17 protein-coding genes and 2 tRNA genes are annotated in these 19,057 nt (G+C 63.3%); 7 read left to right on the top strand and 12 right to left on the bottom strand.

Going from position 1 to position 19,057, the window contains the following annotated elements:
- The 3 genes from tuf to AB5Y72_RS08750 all read right to left on the bottom strand — a co-directional run.
- Nucleotides 1-926: elongation factor Tu (gene tuf, locus AB5Y72_RS08760; protein WP_368198883.1), on the bottom strand; the 926-nt coding region annotated here is incomplete at its 3' end.
- A gap of 172 nt (nt 927-1,098) precedes the next feature.
- Nucleotides 1,099-1,173: transfer RNA gene (locus AB5Y72_RS08755), tRNA-Gly, on the bottom strand.
- A 38-nt stretch (nt 1,174-1,211) separates the two neighbouring features.
- Nucleotides 1,212-1,296: transfer RNA gene (locus AB5Y72_RS08750), tRNA-Tyr, on the bottom strand.
- Nucleotides 1,297-1,559: 263 nt separating this feature from the next.
- Here AB5Y72_RS08750 and coaA point away from each other — a divergent pair.
- Complete coding sequence (gene coaA, locus AB5Y72_RS08745; RefSeq protein WP_216991500.1) at nt 1,560-2,498, top strand: type I pantothenate kinase; 939 nt, start codon at nt 1,560-1,562, stop codon at nt 2,496-2,498.
- 59 nt (nt 2,499-2,557) lie between these two features.
- Here coaA and birA read toward each other — a convergent pair whose 3' ends face one another.
- Both birA and murB read right to left on the bottom strand, forming a co-directional pair.
- Nucleotides 2,558-3,523, bottom strand: coding sequence for a bifunctional biotin--[acetyl-CoA-carboxylase] ligase/biotin operon repressor BirA (gene birA, locus AB5Y72_RS08740; RefSeq protein WP_368198882.1), 966 nt, complete (start codon nt 3,521-3,523; stop codon nt 2,558-2,560).
- Nucleotides 3,520-4,557 (bottom strand): UDP-N-acetylmuramate dehydrogenase, encoded by a 1,038-nt coding sequence (gene murB / locus AB5Y72_RS08735; protein ID WP_368198881.1) that lies wholly within the window; start codon nt 4,555-4,557, stop codon nt 3,520-3,522. The genes birA and murB overlap by 4 nt, the downstream gene beginning before the upstream one ends.
- 125 nt (nt 4,558-4,682) lie before the next feature.
- Here murB and AB5Y72_RS08730 point away from each other — a divergent pair, with 125 nt between their 5' ends.
- Nucleotides 4,683-5,336 (top strand): TrkA family potassium uptake protein, encoded by a 654-nt coding sequence (locus tag AB5Y72_RS08730; RefSeq protein WP_042078808.1) that lies wholly within the window; start codon nt 4,683-4,685, stop codon nt 5,334-5,336.
- On the top strand, nt 5,333-6,688 hold the full coding sequence (locus AB5Y72_RS08725; RefSeq protein WP_325782812.1) for a TrkH family potassium uptake protein: 1,356 nt from the start codon (nt 5,333-5,335) through the stop codon (nt 6,686-6,688). Before AB5Y72_RS08730 ends, AB5Y72_RS08725 begins: the two co-directional genes overlap by 4 nt.
- A 244-nt stretch (nt 6,689-6,932) precedes the next feature.
- On the opposite strand, the gene AB5Y72_RS08720 is transcribed toward AB5Y72_RS08725, so the two are convergent.
- On the bottom strand, nt 6,933-8,921 hold the full coding sequence (locus tag AB5Y72_RS08720; RefSeq protein WP_368198880.1) for a DNA topoisomerase III: 1,989 nt from the start codon (nt 8,919-8,921) through the stop codon (nt 6,933-6,935).
- A gap of 274 nt (nt 8,922-9,195) precedes the next feature.
- Between AB5Y72_RS08720 and AB5Y72_RS08715 the strand changes: the two genes are divergently transcribed.
- The gene (locus AB5Y72_RS08715) at nt 9,196-10,326 is read left to right on the top strand and encodes a NapC/NirT family cytochrome c (protein WP_368198878.1); all 1,131 of its coding nucleotides are present in this window, start codon (nt 9,196-9,198) and stop codon (nt 10,324-10,326) included.
- A gap of 23 nt (nt 10,327-10,349) precedes the next feature.
- Entirely contained in the window at nt 10,350-12,830 is a 2,481-nt protein-coding gene (gene torA, locus AB5Y72_RS08710; RefSeq protein ID WP_368198876.1) for a trimethylamine-N-oxide reductase TorA, read from the top strand.
- Between the two features lie 308 nt (nt 12,831-13,138).
- On the opposite strand, the gene AB5Y72_RS08705 is transcribed toward torA, so the two are convergent.
- The 4 genes from AB5Y72_RS08705 to AB5Y72_RS08690 all read right to left on the bottom strand — a co-directional run bounded on the left by AB5Y72_RS08705 (nt 13,139) and on the right by AB5Y72_RS08690 (nt 16,146).
- The gene (locus tag AB5Y72_RS08705) at nt 13,139-13,600 is read right to left on the bottom strand and encodes a hypothetical protein (protein ID WP_209795060.1); all 462 of its coding nucleotides are present in this window, start codon (nt 13,598-13,600) and stop codon (nt 13,139-13,141) included.
- Nucleotides 13,601-13,705: 105 nt separating this feature from the next.
- Nucleotides 13,706-15,055: a sensor histidine kinase gene (locus AB5Y72_RS08700; RefSeq protein ID WP_368198875.1), complete on the bottom strand. Its 1,350-nt coding sequence runs from the start codon at nt 15,053-15,055 to the stop codon at nt 13,706-13,708.
- Between the two features lie 31 nt (nt 15,056-15,086).
- On the bottom strand, nt 15,087-15,743 hold the full coding sequence (locus tag AB5Y72_RS08695) for a response regulator transcription factor (RefSeq protein WP_025328630.1): 657 nt from the start codon (nt 15,741-15,743) through the stop codon (nt 15,087-15,089).
- A gap of 70 nt (nt 15,744-15,813) precedes the next feature.
- On the bottom strand, nt 15,814-16,146 hold the full coding sequence (locus AB5Y72_RS08690) for a PepSY domain-containing protein (protein WP_042078801.1): 333 nt from the start codon (nt 16,144-16,146) through the stop codon (nt 15,814-15,816).
- A gap of 63 nt (nt 16,147-16,209) precedes the next feature.
- Between AB5Y72_RS08690 and AB5Y72_RS08685 the strand changes: the two genes are divergently transcribed.
- Complete coding sequence (locus AB5Y72_RS08685) at nt 16,210-16,458, top strand: PepSY domain-containing protein (RefSeq protein WP_042078800.1); 249 nt, start codon at nt 16,210-16,212, stop codon at nt 16,456-16,458.
- Between the two features lie 10 nt (nt 16,459-16,468).
- Here the strand turns inward: AB5Y72_RS08685 and msrQ are convergent, their stop codons facing one another.
- Together msrQ and msrP are read right to left on the bottom strand one after the other, a co-directional pair.
- Nucleotides 16,469-17,125 (bottom strand): protein-methionine-sulfoxide reductase heme-binding subunit MsrQ, encoded by a 657-nt coding sequence (gene msrQ / locus AB5Y72_RS08680; RefSeq protein WP_318162444.1) that lies wholly within the window; start codon nt 17,123-17,125, stop codon nt 16,469-16,471.
- 17 nt (nt 17,126-17,142) lie between these two features.
- The gene (gene msrP / locus AB5Y72_RS08675; protein WP_325782808.1) at nt 17,143-18,153 is read right to left on the bottom strand and encodes a protein-methionine-sulfoxide reductase catalytic subunit MsrP; all 1,011 of its coding nucleotides are present in this window, start codon (nt 18,151-18,153) and stop codon (nt 17,143-17,145) included.
- Nucleotides 18,154-18,523: 370 nt separating this feature from the next.
- Here msrP and AB5Y72_RS08670 point away from each other — a divergent pair, with 370 nt between their 5' ends.
- Complete coding sequence (locus AB5Y72_RS08670; RefSeq protein ID WP_209795056.1) at nt 18,524-19,006, top strand: DUF1097 domain-containing protein; 483 nt, start codon at nt 18,524-18,526, stop codon at nt 19,004-19,006.
- The last annotated feature ends 51 nt before the right edge of the window (nt 19,007-19,057 follow it).

The following is a 19,057-nucleotide window of genomic DNA, read 5'->3' as shown; positions in this document are numbered from 1 at the left end:
ACTTCGGATTCGAACTTGGTGTGCGGCTTGATGGTGCCCGGCTTGGCCAGTACCTGACCACGCTCCACGTCTTCACGCTTCACGCCACGCAGCAGCGCGCCAACGTTCTCACCAGCACGGCCTTCGTCCAGCAGCTTGCGGAACATTTCAACACCGGTACAGGTGGTCTTGGTGGTATCTTTGATACCCACGATTTCCACTTCTTCGCCAACCTTGACGATACCGCGCTCTACACGACCGGTTACTACGGTACCACGGCCTGCGATGGAGAAGACGTCTTCGATCGGCATCAGGAACGGCTGGTCAATCGCACGCTCCGGCTCCGGGATGTAGGTATCCAGGTGGTTTGCCAGTTCCAGGATCTTCTCTTCCCACTGAGCGTCGCCTTCCAGCGCTTTCAGTGCGGAACCACGTACGACCGGCAGGTCATCACCCGGGAAATCGTACTCGGACAGCAGTTCGCGAACTTCCATCTCGACCAGTTCCAGCAGCTCTTCGTCATCGACCATGTCGCACTTGTTCATGAACACGATGATGTACGGAACGCCTACCTGACGACCCAGCAGGATGTGCTCACGAGTCTGCGGCATCGGGCCGTCAGTCGCTGCTACTACCAGGATCGCGCCGTCCATCTGGGCAGCACCGGTGATCATGTTTTTAACGTAGTCGGCGTGACCCGGGCAATCTACGTGGGCGTAGTGACGGGTAGCGGTGTCGTATTCTACGTGGGAGGTGTTGATGGTGATACCACGCTCACGCTCTTCCGGTGCCTTGTCGATCTGGTCGAAGGCAAAAGCTTTACCACCGAAGTGCTTGGCCAGCACGTTGGTGATGGCAGCGGTCAGGGTGGTTTTACCGTGGTCAACGTGGCCGATGGTACCCACGTTAACGTGCGGTTTATTACGCTCAAATTTTTCTTTAGACATGATCGTCCCTCTAAACTAACGCTGAGTACGCGGTGGCAAGCTAACCACAGAACAGTTTATATGATGGATTTGAATCACGGGGAGCAGAGAGGCTGGTGCTGACAGGCTGGTTCGATTGCCGAACTCACCCTAGGGTGTGGCTTTCAGAATTACCTGAGCCATATCAGCATCTTGGAGCGGGCAGCGGGAATCGAACCCGCATCATCAGCTTGGAAGGCTGAGGTAATAGCCATTATACGATGCCCGCATTTCTCTAACCCAAAGAACTCAAACCGCAGAGAAATATGGTGGAGGGAGAAGGATTCGAACCTTCGAAGGCAGAGCCGTCAGATTTACAGTCTGATCCCTTTGGCCGCTCGGGAACCCCTCCGGTTGCATAAATGCCACAACGGTAATTCTGCTTGCACCCGTTGTTTTTGTCGCTTTTGCTGGGCAAATAGACGACAGACATCCAAGCGTCGCGCATTTTATGGTAAGGATTTTGGGGATGCAACCATTGCGCCTTGCAAAATGTGCATTATTGCCGGGATCTAGGCAAAAAAGCGCTCCTTCTCCGTCCCAACCGGACGCGTCCCTTGTCGCTCCCGACCCCTTGGTGTATGGTCGCCCTGCCCAAGAAACAGTGATGACACCATGACGACAGAGCATAACCCCTATTTGCAATTCACCCGCGAACAATGGGCGTTATTGCGCGATGCGGTCCCCCTGACCCTGACCGAGCACGATCTGCAGACCCTGCGCGGGATCAACGAGAAGGTGTCATTGCGGGAGGTGGAAGAGATCTACCTGCCCCTCTCCCGCCTGCTCAATCTCTACGTCAAGGCCAAGCAGCGGCGCAGCCGGGTGCTGGAGCAGTTTCTCGGCCAGTCCCGCGGTAAGGGCACCTATATCATCAGCATCGCCGGCAGCGTGGCGGGGGGCAAGAGCACCACGGCCCGCATCCTGCAGGCACTGCTGGAACGCTGGCCTGAGCACCCCAGGGTGGAGCTGGTCACCACCGACGGCTTCCTGTTTCCCAACAAGGAGCTGGAAGCCCGCGGCCTGATGCGCCGCAAGGGCTTCCCCGAGTCCTATGACATCCGCCATCTGGTGGAGTTTGTCGCCAATATCCGCGCCGGCCACGAGAAGGTCGAGGCCCCCGTCTACTCCCACCTCGTCTACGACATCCTGCCCGACGAGAAGAAGGTAGTGGAGCAACCGGACATCCTGATCCTGGAAGGGCTCAACGTGCTGCAAAGCGGCATGGACTACCCCCAGGACCCCCATCGCGTCTTCGTGTCCGACTTCGTCGACTTCTCCATCTATGTGGACGCCGACGCCGAGCTGCTGCGCACCTGGTACATAGACCGCTTCCTCAAGTTCCGCAGCGGCGCCTTCTCGGATCCCGACTCCTATTTCCACCACTATGCCAGGCTGGCGGAGAGCGAGGCCACCGAGATCGCCAACAACATCTGGCAGGATATCAACTACCTGAATCTGCAAGAGAACATCCTGCCGACCCGGGAGCGGGCGAACCTGATCCTGACCAAGGGCAGGGAGCACGCCATCGAGCAGATCAAGCTGCGCAAATAATGACAGCGACGAAGAGGGGGCCCATGGGCCCCCTCTTCTCATTCATGCCGGATGGAGTCTCAGTCCCCCCGGCGCAGGGAGATCTCCCCGCCCAGGTAGAACTTGATCCCCTCCTCCGTCTCCAGCCGCAGGGCCCCGCGATCGTCGATGCCCCTGGCGATCCCGCGGATCACCTGATCCCCCATCAACAGTTTCACCGGCTGGCCGGCGAAGTGATCGAGCCGGTTCCAGCTCTCGACGAAGCTCGCCAGCCCGGTCTGCTCGAAGGTCTGCATGGCCTGCTGCAGGTGCAACAGCACGCAGGCGGCCAGCTGGTTGCGGTCCACCAGTTCGGGCTGGATGTGGCGCAGCTCGGACCAGGCCTGATCGATCTTCTCCCCCTCCCGGCTCGGCATCGCAAGATTGAGGCCGACCCCGATCACCAGATTGCAGCTGGCGCCGGCACTGCCGCTCATTTCCACCAGGATGCCCGCCAGCTTGCGGCCCTGATAGTAGAGATCGTTCGGCCACTTGAGCTCAACCCCTGGATAACCGAGCGACTCCAGCGCCTCCACCACGGCCACCCCCACCGCCAGGCTGAGCCCCATGGCGGCCGCTATGCCCTGCTCCAGCCGCCAGTACATGCTGAGGATCAGCTGGCAGCCGAAGGGGGAGACCCAGGGCTTGCCGCGGCGCCCCCGGCCGGCGGTCTGGCACTCGGCCAGACAGCTCTCGCCTGAGCTCAGCTGGTTGACCCGCTCCAGCAGGTACTGGTTGGTGGAGTCGATCACCGGGAAGCAGTGCACCGGTGCCATTGGAGCCAGCGCCCGCAACTGCGCCTCGTCATAGAGCGCCATGGGCACCGCGAGCCGGTAGCCTTTGCCGGTCAGGCTGAATAAGTCCAGCCCCAGCTCCTTGAGCGCAGCCATGTGCTTGCTCACCGCCGCCCGGCTGATGCCGAGCCGCTCGCCGAGCTGCTCGCCCGAGTGGAACTGGCCGTCGCTGAGCAGGGTGATCAGCGTCTGCCGGATGGGGGTCAGGATCATGCCAGTACCTCATCGAGCCGGGTCTCGCCACTGCGGCCCATGAAGCGCACCTCGTGCTCCAGCACCACCCCGAACTTCTGCTCCACGCTGTCCCGCACATGGGCCGCCAGGGCGATCAGCTCCATGGCGCTGGCGCCTCCCAGGTTAACCAGCACCAACGCCTGCTCCTGATGGACGGCGGCACGGCCGATGGCGAACCCCTTGAGGCCGCACTGATCGATCAGCCAGCCCGCCGCCAGCTTCACCTGACCGTCGCCGGCCGGGTAGCTGGGCATCTGCGGGTATTGCTGTCTCAGGGTCTCAGCCAATGCGGCAGGCACCACCGGGTTCTTGAAGAAGCTGCCCGCATTGCCGAGCACGGCGGGATCCGGCAGCTTGGCCATGCGAGTGGCACAGACGGTGTCGAAGATGGCTTGTGCACTCGGCGCCTCCCCCAAGGCGGCAAGGGGGCCGTACCCCGCCACCGGTCGCCAGGCCTTGGGCAGACGCAGGCCGACGGCGGTAATGAAGTGGGAGTCCTGACAGGCGTGCTTGAAGATGCTGTCACGGTAACCGAACTGGCAATCGGCGGCGTCGATGCGCTCAACCTCGCCGCTGTGCCAGTTGAATGCCTCCACATAGGCGCAGACACTGGCCAGCTCGACCCCGTAGGCACCGATGTTCTGCACCGGGGCGGCACCGACGGTGCCGGGAATGAGCGCCAGGTTCTCCAGGCCGTACCAGCCCTGCTGCAGGGCATGGCACACCAGCTCGTGCCAGTTCTCGCCGGCCGCCACGTGCAGCAGCCAGTGATCCCCCTCGTCGTGCAGCGCAATCCCCTTCAGGCCGTTGTGCACCACCAGACCGGCGAAGTCATCGCAGAACAGGATGTTGCTGCCGCCGCCCAGCACCAGGCGTGGCAAGACGCCCAGCTCGGGGTGAACCCGCAACTGTGCGAGGTCATCCAGCTGGGTCACGTCTGCCAGCCAGAGACAGTGCGCATCCAGCGCCAGGGTATTGAGGGTCGACAGGGAGGCTTGGGGGGTGAGTTTCATCTGCGTGTTCCGACAAGGAGAGGGGGGCAGTTTACCCCAGATCCCCCGGGACAAAAAACCCGGACACTTTTCGGACTCACACCGCTGGAGTAGAGTAACGCCTTCAGTTCCTTGAGGAAGCATGAATGAACAATCAATTCGCCGTCATCGGCCTCGGCCTGTTTGGCAGCGCCTTGTGCGAAGAGTTGCAGCGGCAGGATGCCGAGGTGCTGGCCATCGACATCGACGAGGTCAAGACCCGCCAGATAGCCACCCTGTGCAATCATGTCATCGTCGCCGATGCCACCGACGAGGCCACGGTCGCCGAACTGGGTCTGGCGAATTTCGACATCGTCTTCGTCGCCATCGGCGACAACCTGGAGACCAGCATCCTCACCACCCTCGTTCTGAAGGAAGCCGGCGTGAAGAAGGTGTGGGTCAAGGCCCGCGACAAGTTCCACGCCAAGATCCTGCAGAAGGTGGGGGCCGACAAGGTGATCAACCCGGAGTGGGACATGGGGCGCCGGGTCGCCCAGAGCATGCTGGATAACCGGCTGTTCGACTATCTGGAGCTGGGGCACGACATGGTGCTCACCGAGTTCGTCATCGGCCTGCAGCAGAATGCCCGCACCCTGGCCGACCTGCACCTGTTGCAGCAGAACGACTTCCAGCTGCTGGCCATCAAGCGCGGCGAGGTCCTGCACAACGTGCTGACCGGCAAGATGGAGCTGCAGCTGGGTGACATCCTGATCCTGGCTGGCAACAAGCATGCCATCGACCACTGGCTCGACACCCTATGATCAGCTGGCGCAGCAACTACGCCTTCACCCTGTATCGGGATGACAACTCCCGCTGGAGCGAGGCCAGGCTGATCCTGGGCAGCTTCCTCATCATACTGCTGGTCGGCACCCTGTTTCTGGTGCAGCCCTCCAGCCACAAGGGGGAGGTCACCTTCATCAACGCCCTGTTTACCGCCACCTCAGCCATCAGCGTGACCGGCCTGGGGGTGGTAGATACCGGCACCGCTTTCACCCTGCAGGGGCAGATCATCCTGCTGATGCTGATGGAGATAGGCGGGCTGGGCCAGATGACCATGACACTGCTGCTGATCGCCATGTTCAGCAAACGGGTCGGCCTGCGCCAGCAGGTACTGGCTAAGGAGGCGCTGGGCCAGGAGGGCTCGGTCAACATCATCCAGCTGGTGAAGCGCATCGTCTTGTTCGCCCTCATCGCCCAGCTGATCGGCACCGGCATCATGGCCATTCGCTGGGTCCCCGAGATGGGGTGGAGCCACGGCCTCTATGTCAGCTTCTTCCACGCGGTGTCGGCCTTCAACAACGCAGGTTTCTCGCTGTTTGCCAACAATCTGATGGACTATCGCGACGACCCCCTCATCAGCCTGACCATTCCGGCCCTGCTCATCCTCGGCGGCATCGGCTTTACCGTCATCGTCGATCTGGTGCGCAACCGCCGCTGGCGCAAGCTGAAGCTGCACAGCAAGCTGATGCTGCTGATGACCCCTGCCCTGCTGCTCCTGGGCACCCTGATGTTCTGGCTGCTGGAGCACGACAACCCTAACACCCTGGGCCAGAGCAGTCTGGGCGGCCAGTGGCTGGCGGCCTTCTTCCAGTCGGCCACCGCACGCACGGCGGGCTTCAATACGGTGGATATCGGCCAGATGGTGCCGGCCTCCCTGCTGTTCATGATGATGCTGATGTTCATCGGTGCCGGGGCGACCTCCACCGGAGGCGGCATCAAGGTCACCACCTTTGCCGTCGTCCTGCTCGCGACCCGGGCGTTTCTGACCAAGCGCCCCCATGTCACCGCCTTTGGCCGCACCCTCTCCCCCCAGATAGTGACCCGATCGCTCGCCATCATCATCGTCAGCACCATGGCCCTGATGCTGGCCATGTTTCTGTTGATGCTCACGGAATCACACTCCTTCGACAAGATCATGTTCGAGACCATCTCGGCCTTCGCCACCGTCGGCCTCTCGACCGGCATCACCGCGTCCCTGAGTGAACCGGGCAAGCTGATCCTGGTGCTGGTGATGATCTGCGGCCGTCTGGGCCCCCTCACCCTGGCCCTGATGCTGGCCAGACCGAGCGAGACCCGGATCCGTTACCCGGAGGAAGGTGTCTATACAGGTTAATTCATTGCTGTTATTGGATTATTTCAATAGAGGAGAGGGGCGAAAGCCCCTCTTCTCTATTGCAGACATCGGCCTCTGAACGACTTAGAACCTGTTTATGATCTTACTGCAAGGCCGTGATCAAGGCTCATGTGCTGCTCGCTTGTTTGTAACAAAGAGTGCTCATGTATGGCTTATACACTCCGCTTCCTGCGCTGCTCTTCACCTTGCTGACAACCTCTCGCGACAGATCGTAAACAGGTTCTCAGGCCGCCTTGGTTCGAGTGGTGCGCTTGCCCGTGCCCTTGCGAGGGCTGGCTCCTGTGCCAGCACCGCCCTTGCCCCCGCGCTTTCCACTGCTGCGACGGGTGAAACGGCGCTTGTCGGCGCCGGGGGCCGCCTTGGGCAGGGCGCTGAAGCTGGCGCCGGAGTCCTGCCTGGCCCCCTCAATCAAGGCGTTCAGCTGCTCCGTCAGCGGCCCCATAAACTGCTGGTAGCTGCCGTGGCGCTCGGCGATCTGACCCAGGCTCTGCTCCCAGAGCGCCGTCATGTCCGGTGTCGTGGCGGTCGCGGGCAGCGCCTGGACCAGGGTTCGCCCGGTCGGGGTGGCCTTGATGCTCTTGCCCTGACGCACCAGGAAGCGGCGCTTGAACAGCAGATCTATGATGCCGGCCCGGGTCGCCTCGGTGCCCAGACCGTCGGTCTCCCGCAGGGTCTTGCGGATCTCGGGATCCTGAACGTAGCGGGCGATGCCTGTCATGGCTGCCAGCAGGGTGGCGTCGGTGAACGGCTTGGGCGCCTGGGTCATCTTCTCCAGCAGCTCGCCCCGCTCGCACAGCAGTTGCTCCCCCTTCTTCAGGGCAGGCAGGATGCCCGCCTCCTCCTCGTCATCCTCCTCCACCCCGAGCAGCGCCTTCCAGCCCGCCTTGAGGATGCGACGCGCCTTGGCCTGGAACAGGCCGCCAGCGATGCGCAGCAGCACCTTGCTGTCGTTGTACTCGAACGGCGGGTAGAACTGCAGCAGATACTGGCGGGCGACAAGGCCATACAGCCTGGCCTCATCCCCGCTCAGGCTCCCCTCGTTGCCCTGCTTCTCGGTGGGGATGATGGCGTGGTGGGCATCCACCTTGCCGTCGTTCCACGCCTTGCTGCGGATCCTGCCGTCCGCTTCGACGACCGCCTTGGCCAGCGCAGGGGCAGTGCTGGCGATGGCCTCCCGCACCTGACCGGCCCGGTTGAAGTGATCGCTCGGCAGATAACGGCTGTCGGATCTGGGGTAGGTGATGAGCTTGTGACGCTCGTAGAGGCTCTGGCAGACGTCCAGCACCCGCTTGGCATCCATGCCGAACCGCTTGGCCGCGTCGATCTGCAGGCTGGAGAGGTTGTAGGGCAGCGGCGCCGCCTGCTTGCGGGCCTGCTCCTCCACCTCTTCCACCAGAGCGGGTTGCCCCTGGATCCGCTCCACCACCTTGGCGGCCAGCGCCCGGTTGAGCACCCGCCCCTCTTCATCCTGCCAGGGGAGGCAGGCTTCCGAGGGGAGCCACTTTGCGGTGAAACGCTCATTGCCCCCGGTCAGCAGGTGGGCCAGCACCTCGTAGAACGGCTTGGGCACGAAGGCTTCTATTTCGAGATCCCGCCGCACCACCAGCCCCAACAGCGGCGTCTGCACCCGCCCCACCGACAGCAGCTCGTTGCAACCCCCCTTGCGGCCGAGCAGGGTGTAGGCCCGGGTCATGTTGATGCCATAGAGCCAGTCGGCCCGGCTGCGGGCTAGGGCCGACACAGCCAGCGGCACGAACTCCTTGTTGTCCCGCAGCTGGTCCAGGGCACGACGCACCGCCGGCGGGTTGAGATCGCTGATGAGGCAGCGCTGCACCGGCTTGCTCTTGGGGTAGCCGAGAAAGTCGATCACCTCGTCCACCAGCAGCTGCCCTTCCCTGTCCGGGTCGCCGGCGTTGACCACGCAGTCGGCCCGCTTGATGAGCCCCTTGATCACATTGAGCTGAGCCCGGGTCTTGGGTTTGGCCACCAGTTGCCACTGCTCGGGAATGATGGGAAGCGATTCCATCCGCCACTGCTTGTAGGCGGCGTCATAGGCGTCGGGCTCCGCCTGCTCCAGCAGATGGCCGATGCACCAGGTCACCACGTCCCCCTGCGCCGTCTCGATGAAACCCTCCCCCTTCTTGTGGGGCTTGGGCAGAACGTCGGCGATGGCGCGGCCAAGGCTGGGTTTCTCGGCGATAAAGAGTCGCATGGAAGATACACCTGAATACTGTATATGCGAACAGTATACATCCCGCCACGCGCAAACCCCAAGCCCCGGGCTGTCACCTTGTTCCGCCCTCCGCACCTGAGTCTCACCCGTTCAAAACAGGATAATCAGACTTAAATTCATAAAAAAACGAAAATAGAAAACTTTTAACAGCCAAATAGTTTCCATCGAAATAAAAACCATGACCGAGGTCAACCCCTGTGTTCCCAGGACTACTACTATATTGGTACTACCCGATTCTAAGGACACTGCCACCATGCTTGGAAAAATGTTGAGAAAGCCCTGGTTCTGGCTTCTGCTGCTCGGGGCCCTGCTGGGGATAGCCGCGCTGGGGGTCACCGTCACCGTGCTGCACAAGACCAGCTCCACCGAATTCTGCGTCTCCTGCCACTCCATGCAGACCCCCCTCGCCGAATACCAGGGCAGCGTCCACTTCCAGAACGTGAAGGGGATCCGCGCCGAGTGCGCCGACTGCCACATCCCCAATGAGCCTGCCTCCTACCTCTGGACCAAGATCCGCGCCGTGAAGGATATCTATCACGAGGCGATCGGCACGCTCGACACCCCTGAGAAATACGAGGCCCACAAGCTGCGGATGGCCCAGACGGTGTGGGATCAGCTCAAGGCCAACGACTCCGCCACCTGCCGCAGCTGCCACAGCTACGCGGCGATGGACGTGCTGGCCCAGCGCCCCAATGCCCGTGCCGAGCACCCGGTCGCCATCAAGGAAGGCCAGACCTGTATCGACTGCCACCGCGGTGTCGCCCACATCATGCCTGACATGAGCGGCCTGGCTGCCGCCGGTGCCAGCGAGCTGGCGCAGGCTGCGGCCCAGACCCCGGCCAACGTCACCACCCGCTACGCCATCGCCACCGCCCCGCTGTTCCTCGATGCCGCAGCCAAGACCGACGAAGGCACCCTGATGCCCTCCACCAAGGTGGAAGTGCTTGCCAACGAAAACGGCCGCGCCAAGGTGCAGATCGAAGGCTGGCAACAGGATGGTGTGAGCGAAGTGTTCTACGCTGCACCGGGCAAACGGATCCTCAGCGTACTGGTCGGCGATGCCGCCAAGAAAGCGCTGGTCACCGGCCAGAGCGAAACCGACAGCGCCACCAACCTCACTTGGCATCAGGTCAAGCTGACCGCCTGGGTGGACCAGAGCCAGCTCATCGGCGACCAGGGCAAGCTGTGGCAGTACGCCTCCACCCTGATGTCCAACAACTGTACCGGCTGCCACGGCCTCACCGCGCTGGATCACTTCAACGCCAACCAGTGGATAGGCGTCATCAAGGGGATGGAATCTCGTACCTCCCTGACTCCGGAACAGGCTCGCATGTTGACCCAATACGTGCAGAATCACGCCAGCGACATGAGCGCGGCCCACTGAGGCTGGCACAGAGGAAAACCGTTATGACTTTTTTCAATGACAAGAAGACCAATCTGTCCCGCCGCAACCTGCTCAAGGGACTCGGTGCCTGCGCAGCCCTGCCCCTGCTCGGCGGCATTTTTCCCAAGAGTCCGCTGGCACAAGCCATCAGCACCGCATTGAGTCAGTTCCCGACCCTGGTGCCCGCCCAGAAGGGCATTCTGACCGGCGCCCACTGGGGGGCCTTCGAAGCCATAGTCGCCGATGACCGCATGATCCGGGTGCAGCCGGTAGCCGATGATCCGGCACCGAATGACCTCATCGATATGGCGCCGTTCCAGGTCCACGCCAAGAACCGCATCAAGTACCCCATGGTACGCAAGAGCTGGCTGGAGCAGGGCCCGGGCGCCAAGCCGGAGCTGCGCGGCGCCGACGAGTGGGTGCGAGTGAGCTGGGAGAAAGCCATCGACCTGGTGGCCGGCGAGATCCAGCGGGTGCAGCGCGACGTCGGGCCCCAGGCGATCCACGCCGGTTCCTACGGCTGGAAGAGCGTGGGCATGTTCCACAACAGCCGCACCTTGCTGCACCGTCTGATGAACCTCGCCGGCGGCTTCACCGGCTATGCCGGCGACTACTCCACCGGCGCGGCCCAGGTGATCATGTCCCACGTGATGGGCTCCATCGAGGTGTACGAGCAGCAGACCGCCTGGCCCAACGTGGTGGAGCACGCCGAGCTGGTGGTGCTCTGGGGGGTCAACGCCCAGGTCACCCTGAAGAACAGCTGGAACATGCCGGATCACGAGGGGCAGGCCGGCTTCAAGGCACTGAAGGAGAAAGGCACCCGGGTCATCAGCATCGACCCCGTCTACAACGAGACCGCCAAGCTGGCCAACGCCGAGTGGATTGCCCCAAACGCCTACACCGACGTGGCCATGATGCTGGGGGTGGCACATACCCTCTATAGAGAGAAGAAGCACGATCAGGCCTTCCTCGATCGCTACACCGTCGGCTTCGACAAGTTCCTCGCCTACCTGCTCGGCAAGGATGACGGCCAGCCGAAGAGCGCGGAGTGGGCGGCCACTATCTGCGGCGTCGAGGCCAAGGTGATCCGCCAGCTGGCCCTCGACATGGCGGCCAAGCGCACCATGATCATGGCGGGCTGGGGCATGCAGCGGCAGCACCATGGGGAGCAGCCGAACTGGATGCTGATCACGCTCGCGGCCATGCTGGGCCAGATCGGCCTGCCGGGGGGCGGTTACGGCTTCAGCTACCACTACTCCTCCGGTGGCAGCCCCACCGCCAAGGGGGGGATCCTGGCCGGCATCTCCGCCGGCAACGCGCCGAAGAACAGCCCGGCGCCGATCCCGGTGGCCCGCATCGCCGACTGCCTCGCCAATCCGGGCAAGACCATCGACTTCAACGGCCGCAAGGTGACCTATCCGGACATCAAGCTGGTCTATGTGGCGGGGGGCAACCCCTTCCACCACCATCAGGACACCAACAACCTGCTCAAGGCCTGGCGCAAGCCGCAGACGGTGATCGTCCACGAGCCCTACTGGACCGCCACCGCCAAGCACGCCGACATAGTGCTGCCGGTCACCACCAGCTACGAGCGCAACGATCTGGAGATGGGCGGCGACTACTCCCAGCGCTACGTCTTCCCCATGCACCAGTGCGTGCCGCCCCAGCATGAAGCCCGCAACGACTTCGACATCTTCAGCGCCATCGCCACCAAGCTGGGCCTGCAGGAGCAGTACACCGAAGGGAAGGACGAGATGCTGTGGCTCAAGCAGATGTACGACGGCATGGCAGCCCAGGCCCGGGGTGCCAGGGTGGCGCTGCCGCCGTTCAGCATGTTCTGGGAGTCCAACAACTATATCCGCTTCCCGATCCCCGAGGCGAATCGCCAGTGGATCCGCCACGCCGACTTTCGCGATAACCCGCTGCTCAACCCCCTCGGTACCCCGTCCGGCAAGATCGAGATCTTCTCCAACACGGTCGCCGGCATGGGCTATGCCGACTGTGCCGGCCATCCCAGGTGGTATGAGCCCAAGGAGTGGGTGAAGAGCGAGGTGGCGGCGCGCTATCCGCTCTCCCTCAACACCTCCCACCCGACCCAGCGGCTGCACTCCCAGCTGGACAACACCCCGCTGCGGGACAAGTTCGCCATAGCCGATCGGGAGGCGATCCTCATCCACCCGGACGACGCCAAGGCACGCGGCATCCAGGATGGCGATCTGGTGCGGGCCTTCAACGAGCGCGGCCAGATCCTGGTGGGGGCGCTGCTCTCGGCCGACATCCGCCCCGGGGTGGTGCGCGTGTGCGAAGGGGCCTGGTTCGATCCGGCCAAACCGGGCGAGGTGGGCGCCATCTGCAAGAACGGCAACGTCAACTGCCTCACCTTCGACGAGGGCTCTTCCAGCCTGGCGCAAGGCAACTGCGGCCACATGGCCCAATTGCAGATCGAGAAGTATATCGGGCCAGAACTCGTCAACACGGCCCACGCGGTGCCGGCCAACGGCTAAGCAGGTTGTAACCCAATAAAAACGGCGCCATCAAGGCGCCGTTTTGTATCGCGGGTTCCCGTTTCCTGTGTGACTCAGAAGTCGCCCCCGACCATTTACTCTTCGGCTCACTCCACCCGCCTTGCAGCCAGAGTGCGCGCGGACAAGATGACTCAGAAGTCCCCTTCCACCATATACTCTTCCGCTCACTCCACCCGCCTTGCAGCCAGAGTGCGCGCGGACAAGATGACCCAGAAGTCCCCTTCCACCATATACTCTTCCGCTCGCTCCACCCGCCTTGCAGCCAGAGTGCGCGCGGACAAGATGACTCAGAAGTCCCCTTCCACCATATACTCTTCCGCACACTCCACCAGCTGTGGCCAGAGCTCTTCCGGCACCCAGGCCTCGGGGTCGTCCTCGTCACCGTCATACTGGCTCCAGAAGAAGGCCCGCAGCCCGCTCGCGAAGTCGTCGCTCAGCTCCGCCAGTTCGGAGAGGGGACCCAGCCAGGCGATGCGGCGCAGGCCGGAGGCGAGATCGTTGATGGCATCCATCAGGCCGCGATCGTCCAGGCTCTGCTCCACCAGCAGGGTGAAGCGCTCGCGGGCGCTCTCGGTCTGATCTTCGTCCAGCTCCCCCACGTCGGCCAGCAGGTCGACGAAATCCTCCAGCAGGAACTGGATCAGGGCGTCCCTGTCCTCGAACCACTGGATCTGGGCCCCCTTGGTGCCCAGCACGGAGGCATCGAACGAATCGTCGAGATGACACAGTGCCCACGGATCGTCAGTCATTGCTACCCTTCCTCAACCTTGAAACAAGAGCCTTATCTTATGCCGGCGACCCGTCCCTTGCCAGCGCGGGCGGCGGCCCGAAGGCCCCTGATGACACACCCCGGCCTAACTCTCGACCCTGGCGACCTTGGGCAGCGACAGAGAAGCGGCCAATCCCCCCAGCTCGGCCCGCCCCATGATGAGGCTGCCGCGGTAGGCTTCCGCGAGATCGGAGACGATGTTGAGGCCCAGCCCGGAACCCGGCACCTTCTCGTCGAGCCGCACCCCGCGCAGCACCGCCTTGGCGATCTGATCCTCGCTCATGCCGGGGCCGTCATCTTCGATGCGCAGGGTGATCCAGCCCCCCAGCTCGGCGCTGGAGATGCGCAGCCGGCCGGCGGACCACTTGAAGGCGTTCTCCAGCAGGTTGCCCACCATCTCGTCGAAGTCCTGCTCCTCCACCCCGACCGCCAGACTGGCCGGCACCTGCAGATCCACCTCCCGGCCCGGATAGAGGCGGGAGAAGGCGCGGCAGATGTACTCCACCCGGGCCCGAACCGGGGTCGAGACCCCGAGGATCTTGGCGGCACCGGTCACCCGCGCCTTGCCGAGGTGGTAGTCGATGTGGCGCTGGATCTGGTCGAGCTGCTCGCCGATGGCGGCCTGATCCTCCGGCGGCAGCTGGGCCACCTGGTTGCGCATGATGCTGAGCGGGGTCTTGAGGGCGTGGGCCAGGTTGCCGGTGTGGGAGCGCGCCCGCTGCAACAGCTCACCGTAGTGGTGCAGCAGGCGGTTGATGTCCTCTACCAGGGGCTGGATCTCCAGCGGATAGCGCAGCCTGAACCCCTCCTGATGACCCTGGTGAACACGCCCCAGCTCGCGGCGCAGCAGGTGCAGCGGGCGCAGGCCGTAGACGATCTGGAACATGAAGCCCAGCACCAGGCCGGTGGCGGCGAAGCCGAGACCGAGGAACAGGCTGATCCGCGTCTTCTTCAGGGTCTGGGTCAGGGCGCTGCTGTCCTTGGCCATCACCAGGGTAAAGACCCTATCCGAGCCCGGCAGCAGCACGGTGCGGGTCATGATCAGCAGGGGCTCCTTGTTGGGCCCCTTGCCGACGAAGAGATCCGGGTCGCCGAAGGCCGACTTCAGGCCATGGGCGCTCAGATGGGCATCCCACAGGGAGCGGGAGCGGCTGACCACCGACTCCCCCAGCTCCAGCTGCCAGTAGTAGCCGGAGTAAGGCTGGCGATAGCGGGGATCCGCCATGGGTTCGGTGACGACCGGCAGGCCGTCCGGCTGGATCTCGAGGCGGGCGAGCAGATCGTAGAGTTGCAGGCGCAGGCCGTCGGCCTCCGCCTCCTGCCAGTAGTTGCGCATCATGGTCTGCAGGCTGAAGCCGGTGGCGAACAGGAAGAGACCGCACCAGACCATGGCGATGACCACCAGCCGTCCCCGCAGGGTACGCACCAGCCTCATTCAGCCCGCCTCGCGATCCCCTGGACCCGGCTCATTCGTTGATCCGGTAGCCGAGGCCGCGCACCGTCTCGATGAGATCGGCGTGGGTCTTCTTGCGGATCCGGCCGATAAACACCTCAACAGTATTAGAATCCCGGTCGAAATCCTGGGCATAGATGTGGTCGATGAGCTCGCTGCGGGACACCACCTTGCCCCTGTGCTGCATCAGGTAGCCCAGCACCCGGAATTCGTGGGCGGTGAGCTTGATGGGGGTGCCCTCGTACCAGACCTGGGAGGCCGCCATGTCGAGGCGCACGCCGCCGATCTCCAGGATGGAGCTGGCATTGCCCGCCGCCCGGCGTACCAGGGCCTGCACCCTGGCCACCAGCTCGGCCACCTGGAACGGCTTGGTGAGGTAGTCGTCCGCCCCGGCGTTCAGCCCCTCTATCTTCTCGTGCAGCTGGCCCCGTGCGGTCAGCACCAGTACCGGGGTGTCGATGCCCTTGCTGCGCCACTCCTTTAGCACGCTCAGGCCGTCGCGACCGGGCAGGCCGAGATCTAGGATGATGGCGTCATAGGGTTCGGTCTCGCCGAGAAAACCGGCCTCGTTGCCGTCGTGGCAGAGATCGGTAACAAAGCCGGACAGGCGCAGCTGTTCCGCCAGCTGGCCCGCCAGGATCTTCTCGTCTTCAACTATCAGAATTCGCATAAATGGGTATCCAAAGCAGAGTTGTGCCTGTCACGGCGGCGATTGGGGAGAGGCCGGGGCAGCCGGCGGCTTACTCCTCTTCCGGGGGCGGGCGGGGCTCGAACAGGCGTTCCAGATGATGACCCTTGAGCCACACCATCTCCAGGTTGTCGGCCCGATAGCCCACCTTGATGACGCTGTCCTCCTCGTCGATGAGCCTGAGCTCGTACAACCAGACACCGTCCTCCTCCCCCAGGTCGACCCGCAGCACGCGCACCGGCAGACGGGACGCCACCGCCATCAGCTCATGAAAAGGCCGGATCCGCCCCTCGCTGACCGCCTGTTGCAGCAAGGCCTCGTTCGGCTGGGCCGCCTGCACCAGCATCGGCAGCAGCAATCCAAGCAGGGGCAGCGCGCTATTCATGGGTGATTCATCTCTCAAAACCTAACATAATGCCGTTTATAGTGTGCCAGCCATGAATCCGGAATGAATATGATCCCACGCAGTATCCTGCTGATCTTGTGTCTCTTTTCCACCTTTGGCTGGGCGGCCCAGACCCGTCTCGACATGGCCGGACTGGTCAAGTTGTTGCTGGCACAAGGGTACCACGACATTCGGGAAGTGGCGCTGGAAGGAGACAAATTCGAGGTGGACACCCTGAATGCCGACAACCAGCGCGTCCAGCTGGAGGTCGATGCCTACAGCGGGGAAATCACCAAAAAAGAGGCCGATTAGGCCTCTTTTGCTATGGACGCGACGGCTGCTGCACGGCGCCCTGCGTCCCCTTCAGTGACTGGCGCTGGCGCCAGGGCCTCAGCAGCTTGTCACGGCGCGGCCACAACAGGGCGATGGCCAGCATCAGATAGATGAGGGGCTCCAGCCACCCGCTCTTGACCGACCACCAGTAGTGCACCGGCACCAGCAGGGCCACCGCATAGATCCAGTTGTGCAGCTTCTGCCAAGCCGGCCCCATGGCCCGCAGCAGCGCCGGGATCGAGGTGATGCTCAGCGCCAGCAACAGCAGCAGCGCCACCATCCCCACCACTATGTAACTGCGCTTCACCAGCTCGCCGCCGATCAGACCCCAGTCGAACTGCAGATCCAACCCCAGCCACACCATAAAGTGCAGGGACGCCCAGGCGGCGCACCAGAGCCCGAGGGGGCGGCGCAGCTTGACGAGCTGGCCCTGGCGCCAGCGCTTGGCCAGCGGCGATACCAGCAGGGTCAGCAGCAGCAGGTGCAGGGCCCCCTTGCCGAGGTAGTGGGTCAGCCCCTGCACCGGATCCCCCCCCAGCAGGCCCGCCGGCACCGCATAGCCAAGCCAGAGCAAAAAGCCCAGCGAGGCCAGGTGTACCAGGGCCCGCAGCAGAGTGATATGGCGTGTGGTCAGTCTCAATGTCATGGCGTCGGCCCCCCATCTCAATACCACTTGCGCAGATCCATCCCTTGATAGAGGGAGGCCACCTCATCGCCATAGCCGTTGAACATCAGGGTCGGCTGGCGCTTGGCACCGAAGATGCCCCCCTCGCCGATGAAGCGCTCGCTGGCCTGGCTCCAGCGCGGGTGATCCACCCGTGGATTGACGTTGGCGTAGAAGCCATATTCGTTCGGTGCCAGCTGGTTCCAGGTGGTGGGGGGCATCTCCTCTACCAGCTGGATGGAGACGATGCTCTTGATGCTCTTGAAGCCGTACTTCCAGGGCACCACCAGCCGGATCGGCGCCCCGTTCTGGGCGGGCAGCGTCTTGCCGTAGAGCCCCATCGCCAGGAAGGAGAGCGGGTGCATGGCCTCGTCGAGGCGCAAACCCTCCACGTAGGGATAGTCGATGCCGCCGCCGAGGGTCCGGGAGGCCTGCCCCGGCAGCTGCTCGGGGTCATAGAGGGTCTCGAAGGCCACGAACTTGGCGCGACTGGTGGGTTCGGCGCGGCGGATGATCTCCGCCAGGGGGATGCCGCTCCAGGGCAGCACCATGGACCAGGCCTCCACGCAGCGCAGCCGGTAGATCCGCTCCTCCAGCGTGCTCTTGTTGATGAGATCCCACACATCCAGGGTGAAGGGCTTGGCTACCTCCCCCTCCACCTTCAGGGTCCAGGGCTCGGGCTTGAGGTAGTGGGCGTTGCGGGCCGGATCCCCCTTGTCGGTGCCGAGCTCATAGAAGTTGTTGTGGGTGGTGGCCTTCTCCAGCGGCGTCAGGGTCAATCCGTCCGGCCGGGTCGCAGCCTTGTAATTGAGCGGTTTGCTGGCAGGTGCCGGGGTTTTCTCCTCGGTGGAGAAGAGATCCAGCAGGCTGGCGTGCGTGGGAAATGCCAGGGTGGCGGTGGCGACGCCCAGGCCCAGCCCCTTGAGAATGCGCCGACGATCCTGATAGACGGCTTCCGGCGTGACGTCCCGTTCGACGGGGTGGCGAGAAGAGCGGTGTTTGATCAACATGAAAAACTCCCGGGGCGATGAGGCTGACAATCATAAGACCCGCCCCGGTCGAGTTTTATTTCACACGAGATCACATGAGTTGGTAAATGGGCAGTGCCTTGGCCATGGTTCCGACCAGGAACAGCAGAATGAATACCAGCAGAGGGACTATCACGTTTGGCACCATCAGACTCACTCCATGAGCAGGACAGGGCCTCTAACTATGGTTCAAGGCCTGCGGTGCCTCCAATGAATTTTTTTCGCGAGCGCAAGCGTATTCCCGAGTTGCAAAGAGTGACCCGGATCACACACAATCCGGCCCCCGCTTGCCGCCCCCCTGCCGCAGGGTAGGCTGCCTCCTTTTCCGGATTCAACCACTGAGAGTCACGCCATGAGCCCATTGATCGCCATCGCCATCACGACCGGGATCCTCTCCGCCGTCTGGGGCGGACTGGCCGCCGCCCTCGGCCTCATCTCCTGGGTCGGCTTCCTCGGCTGCACCAGCTACTTCGCCTCGAACGGCGGTTACAAGGCGCTGCTGCAGACCCTGCTGTGCAACGCCAGCGGCATGCTGTGGGCACTCTTGCTGATCCACGGGGAGTCCTGGTGGGGGGCCGGCATGGCCGGCTATCTGATGACGGGGGTGGTGGCGACCCTGATGTGCGTGCAGGCCAGGCAGCAGTGGCTCGCCTACATTCCCGGCACCTTCGCCGGATGCTGCGCCACCTTCGGCGCTGCAGGGGAGTGGCGCCTCATCCTTCCCTCCCTGGTCATCGGCGCCCTGTTCGGCTACCTGATGAAGGCGAGCGGCCTCTGGCTCTCCCACAAGACCCAGAAAACCCAGGCCACCGCTGGCGTCACCGACCCGGCCTGATCCTAGCGATGTGACCGATTCGGTCTGAAACCAGAGGGGCGGCCCGTCATC

Origin of the sequence: Aeromonas sp. R7-4, from assembly GCF_040908055.1 — a bacterium.
GTDB lineage: Bacteria > Pseudomonadota > Gammaproteobacteria > Enterobacterales > Aeromonadaceae > Aeromonas > Aeromonas sanarellii.
This window is presented reverse-complemented; position numbering and strand designations above follow the sequence as displayed.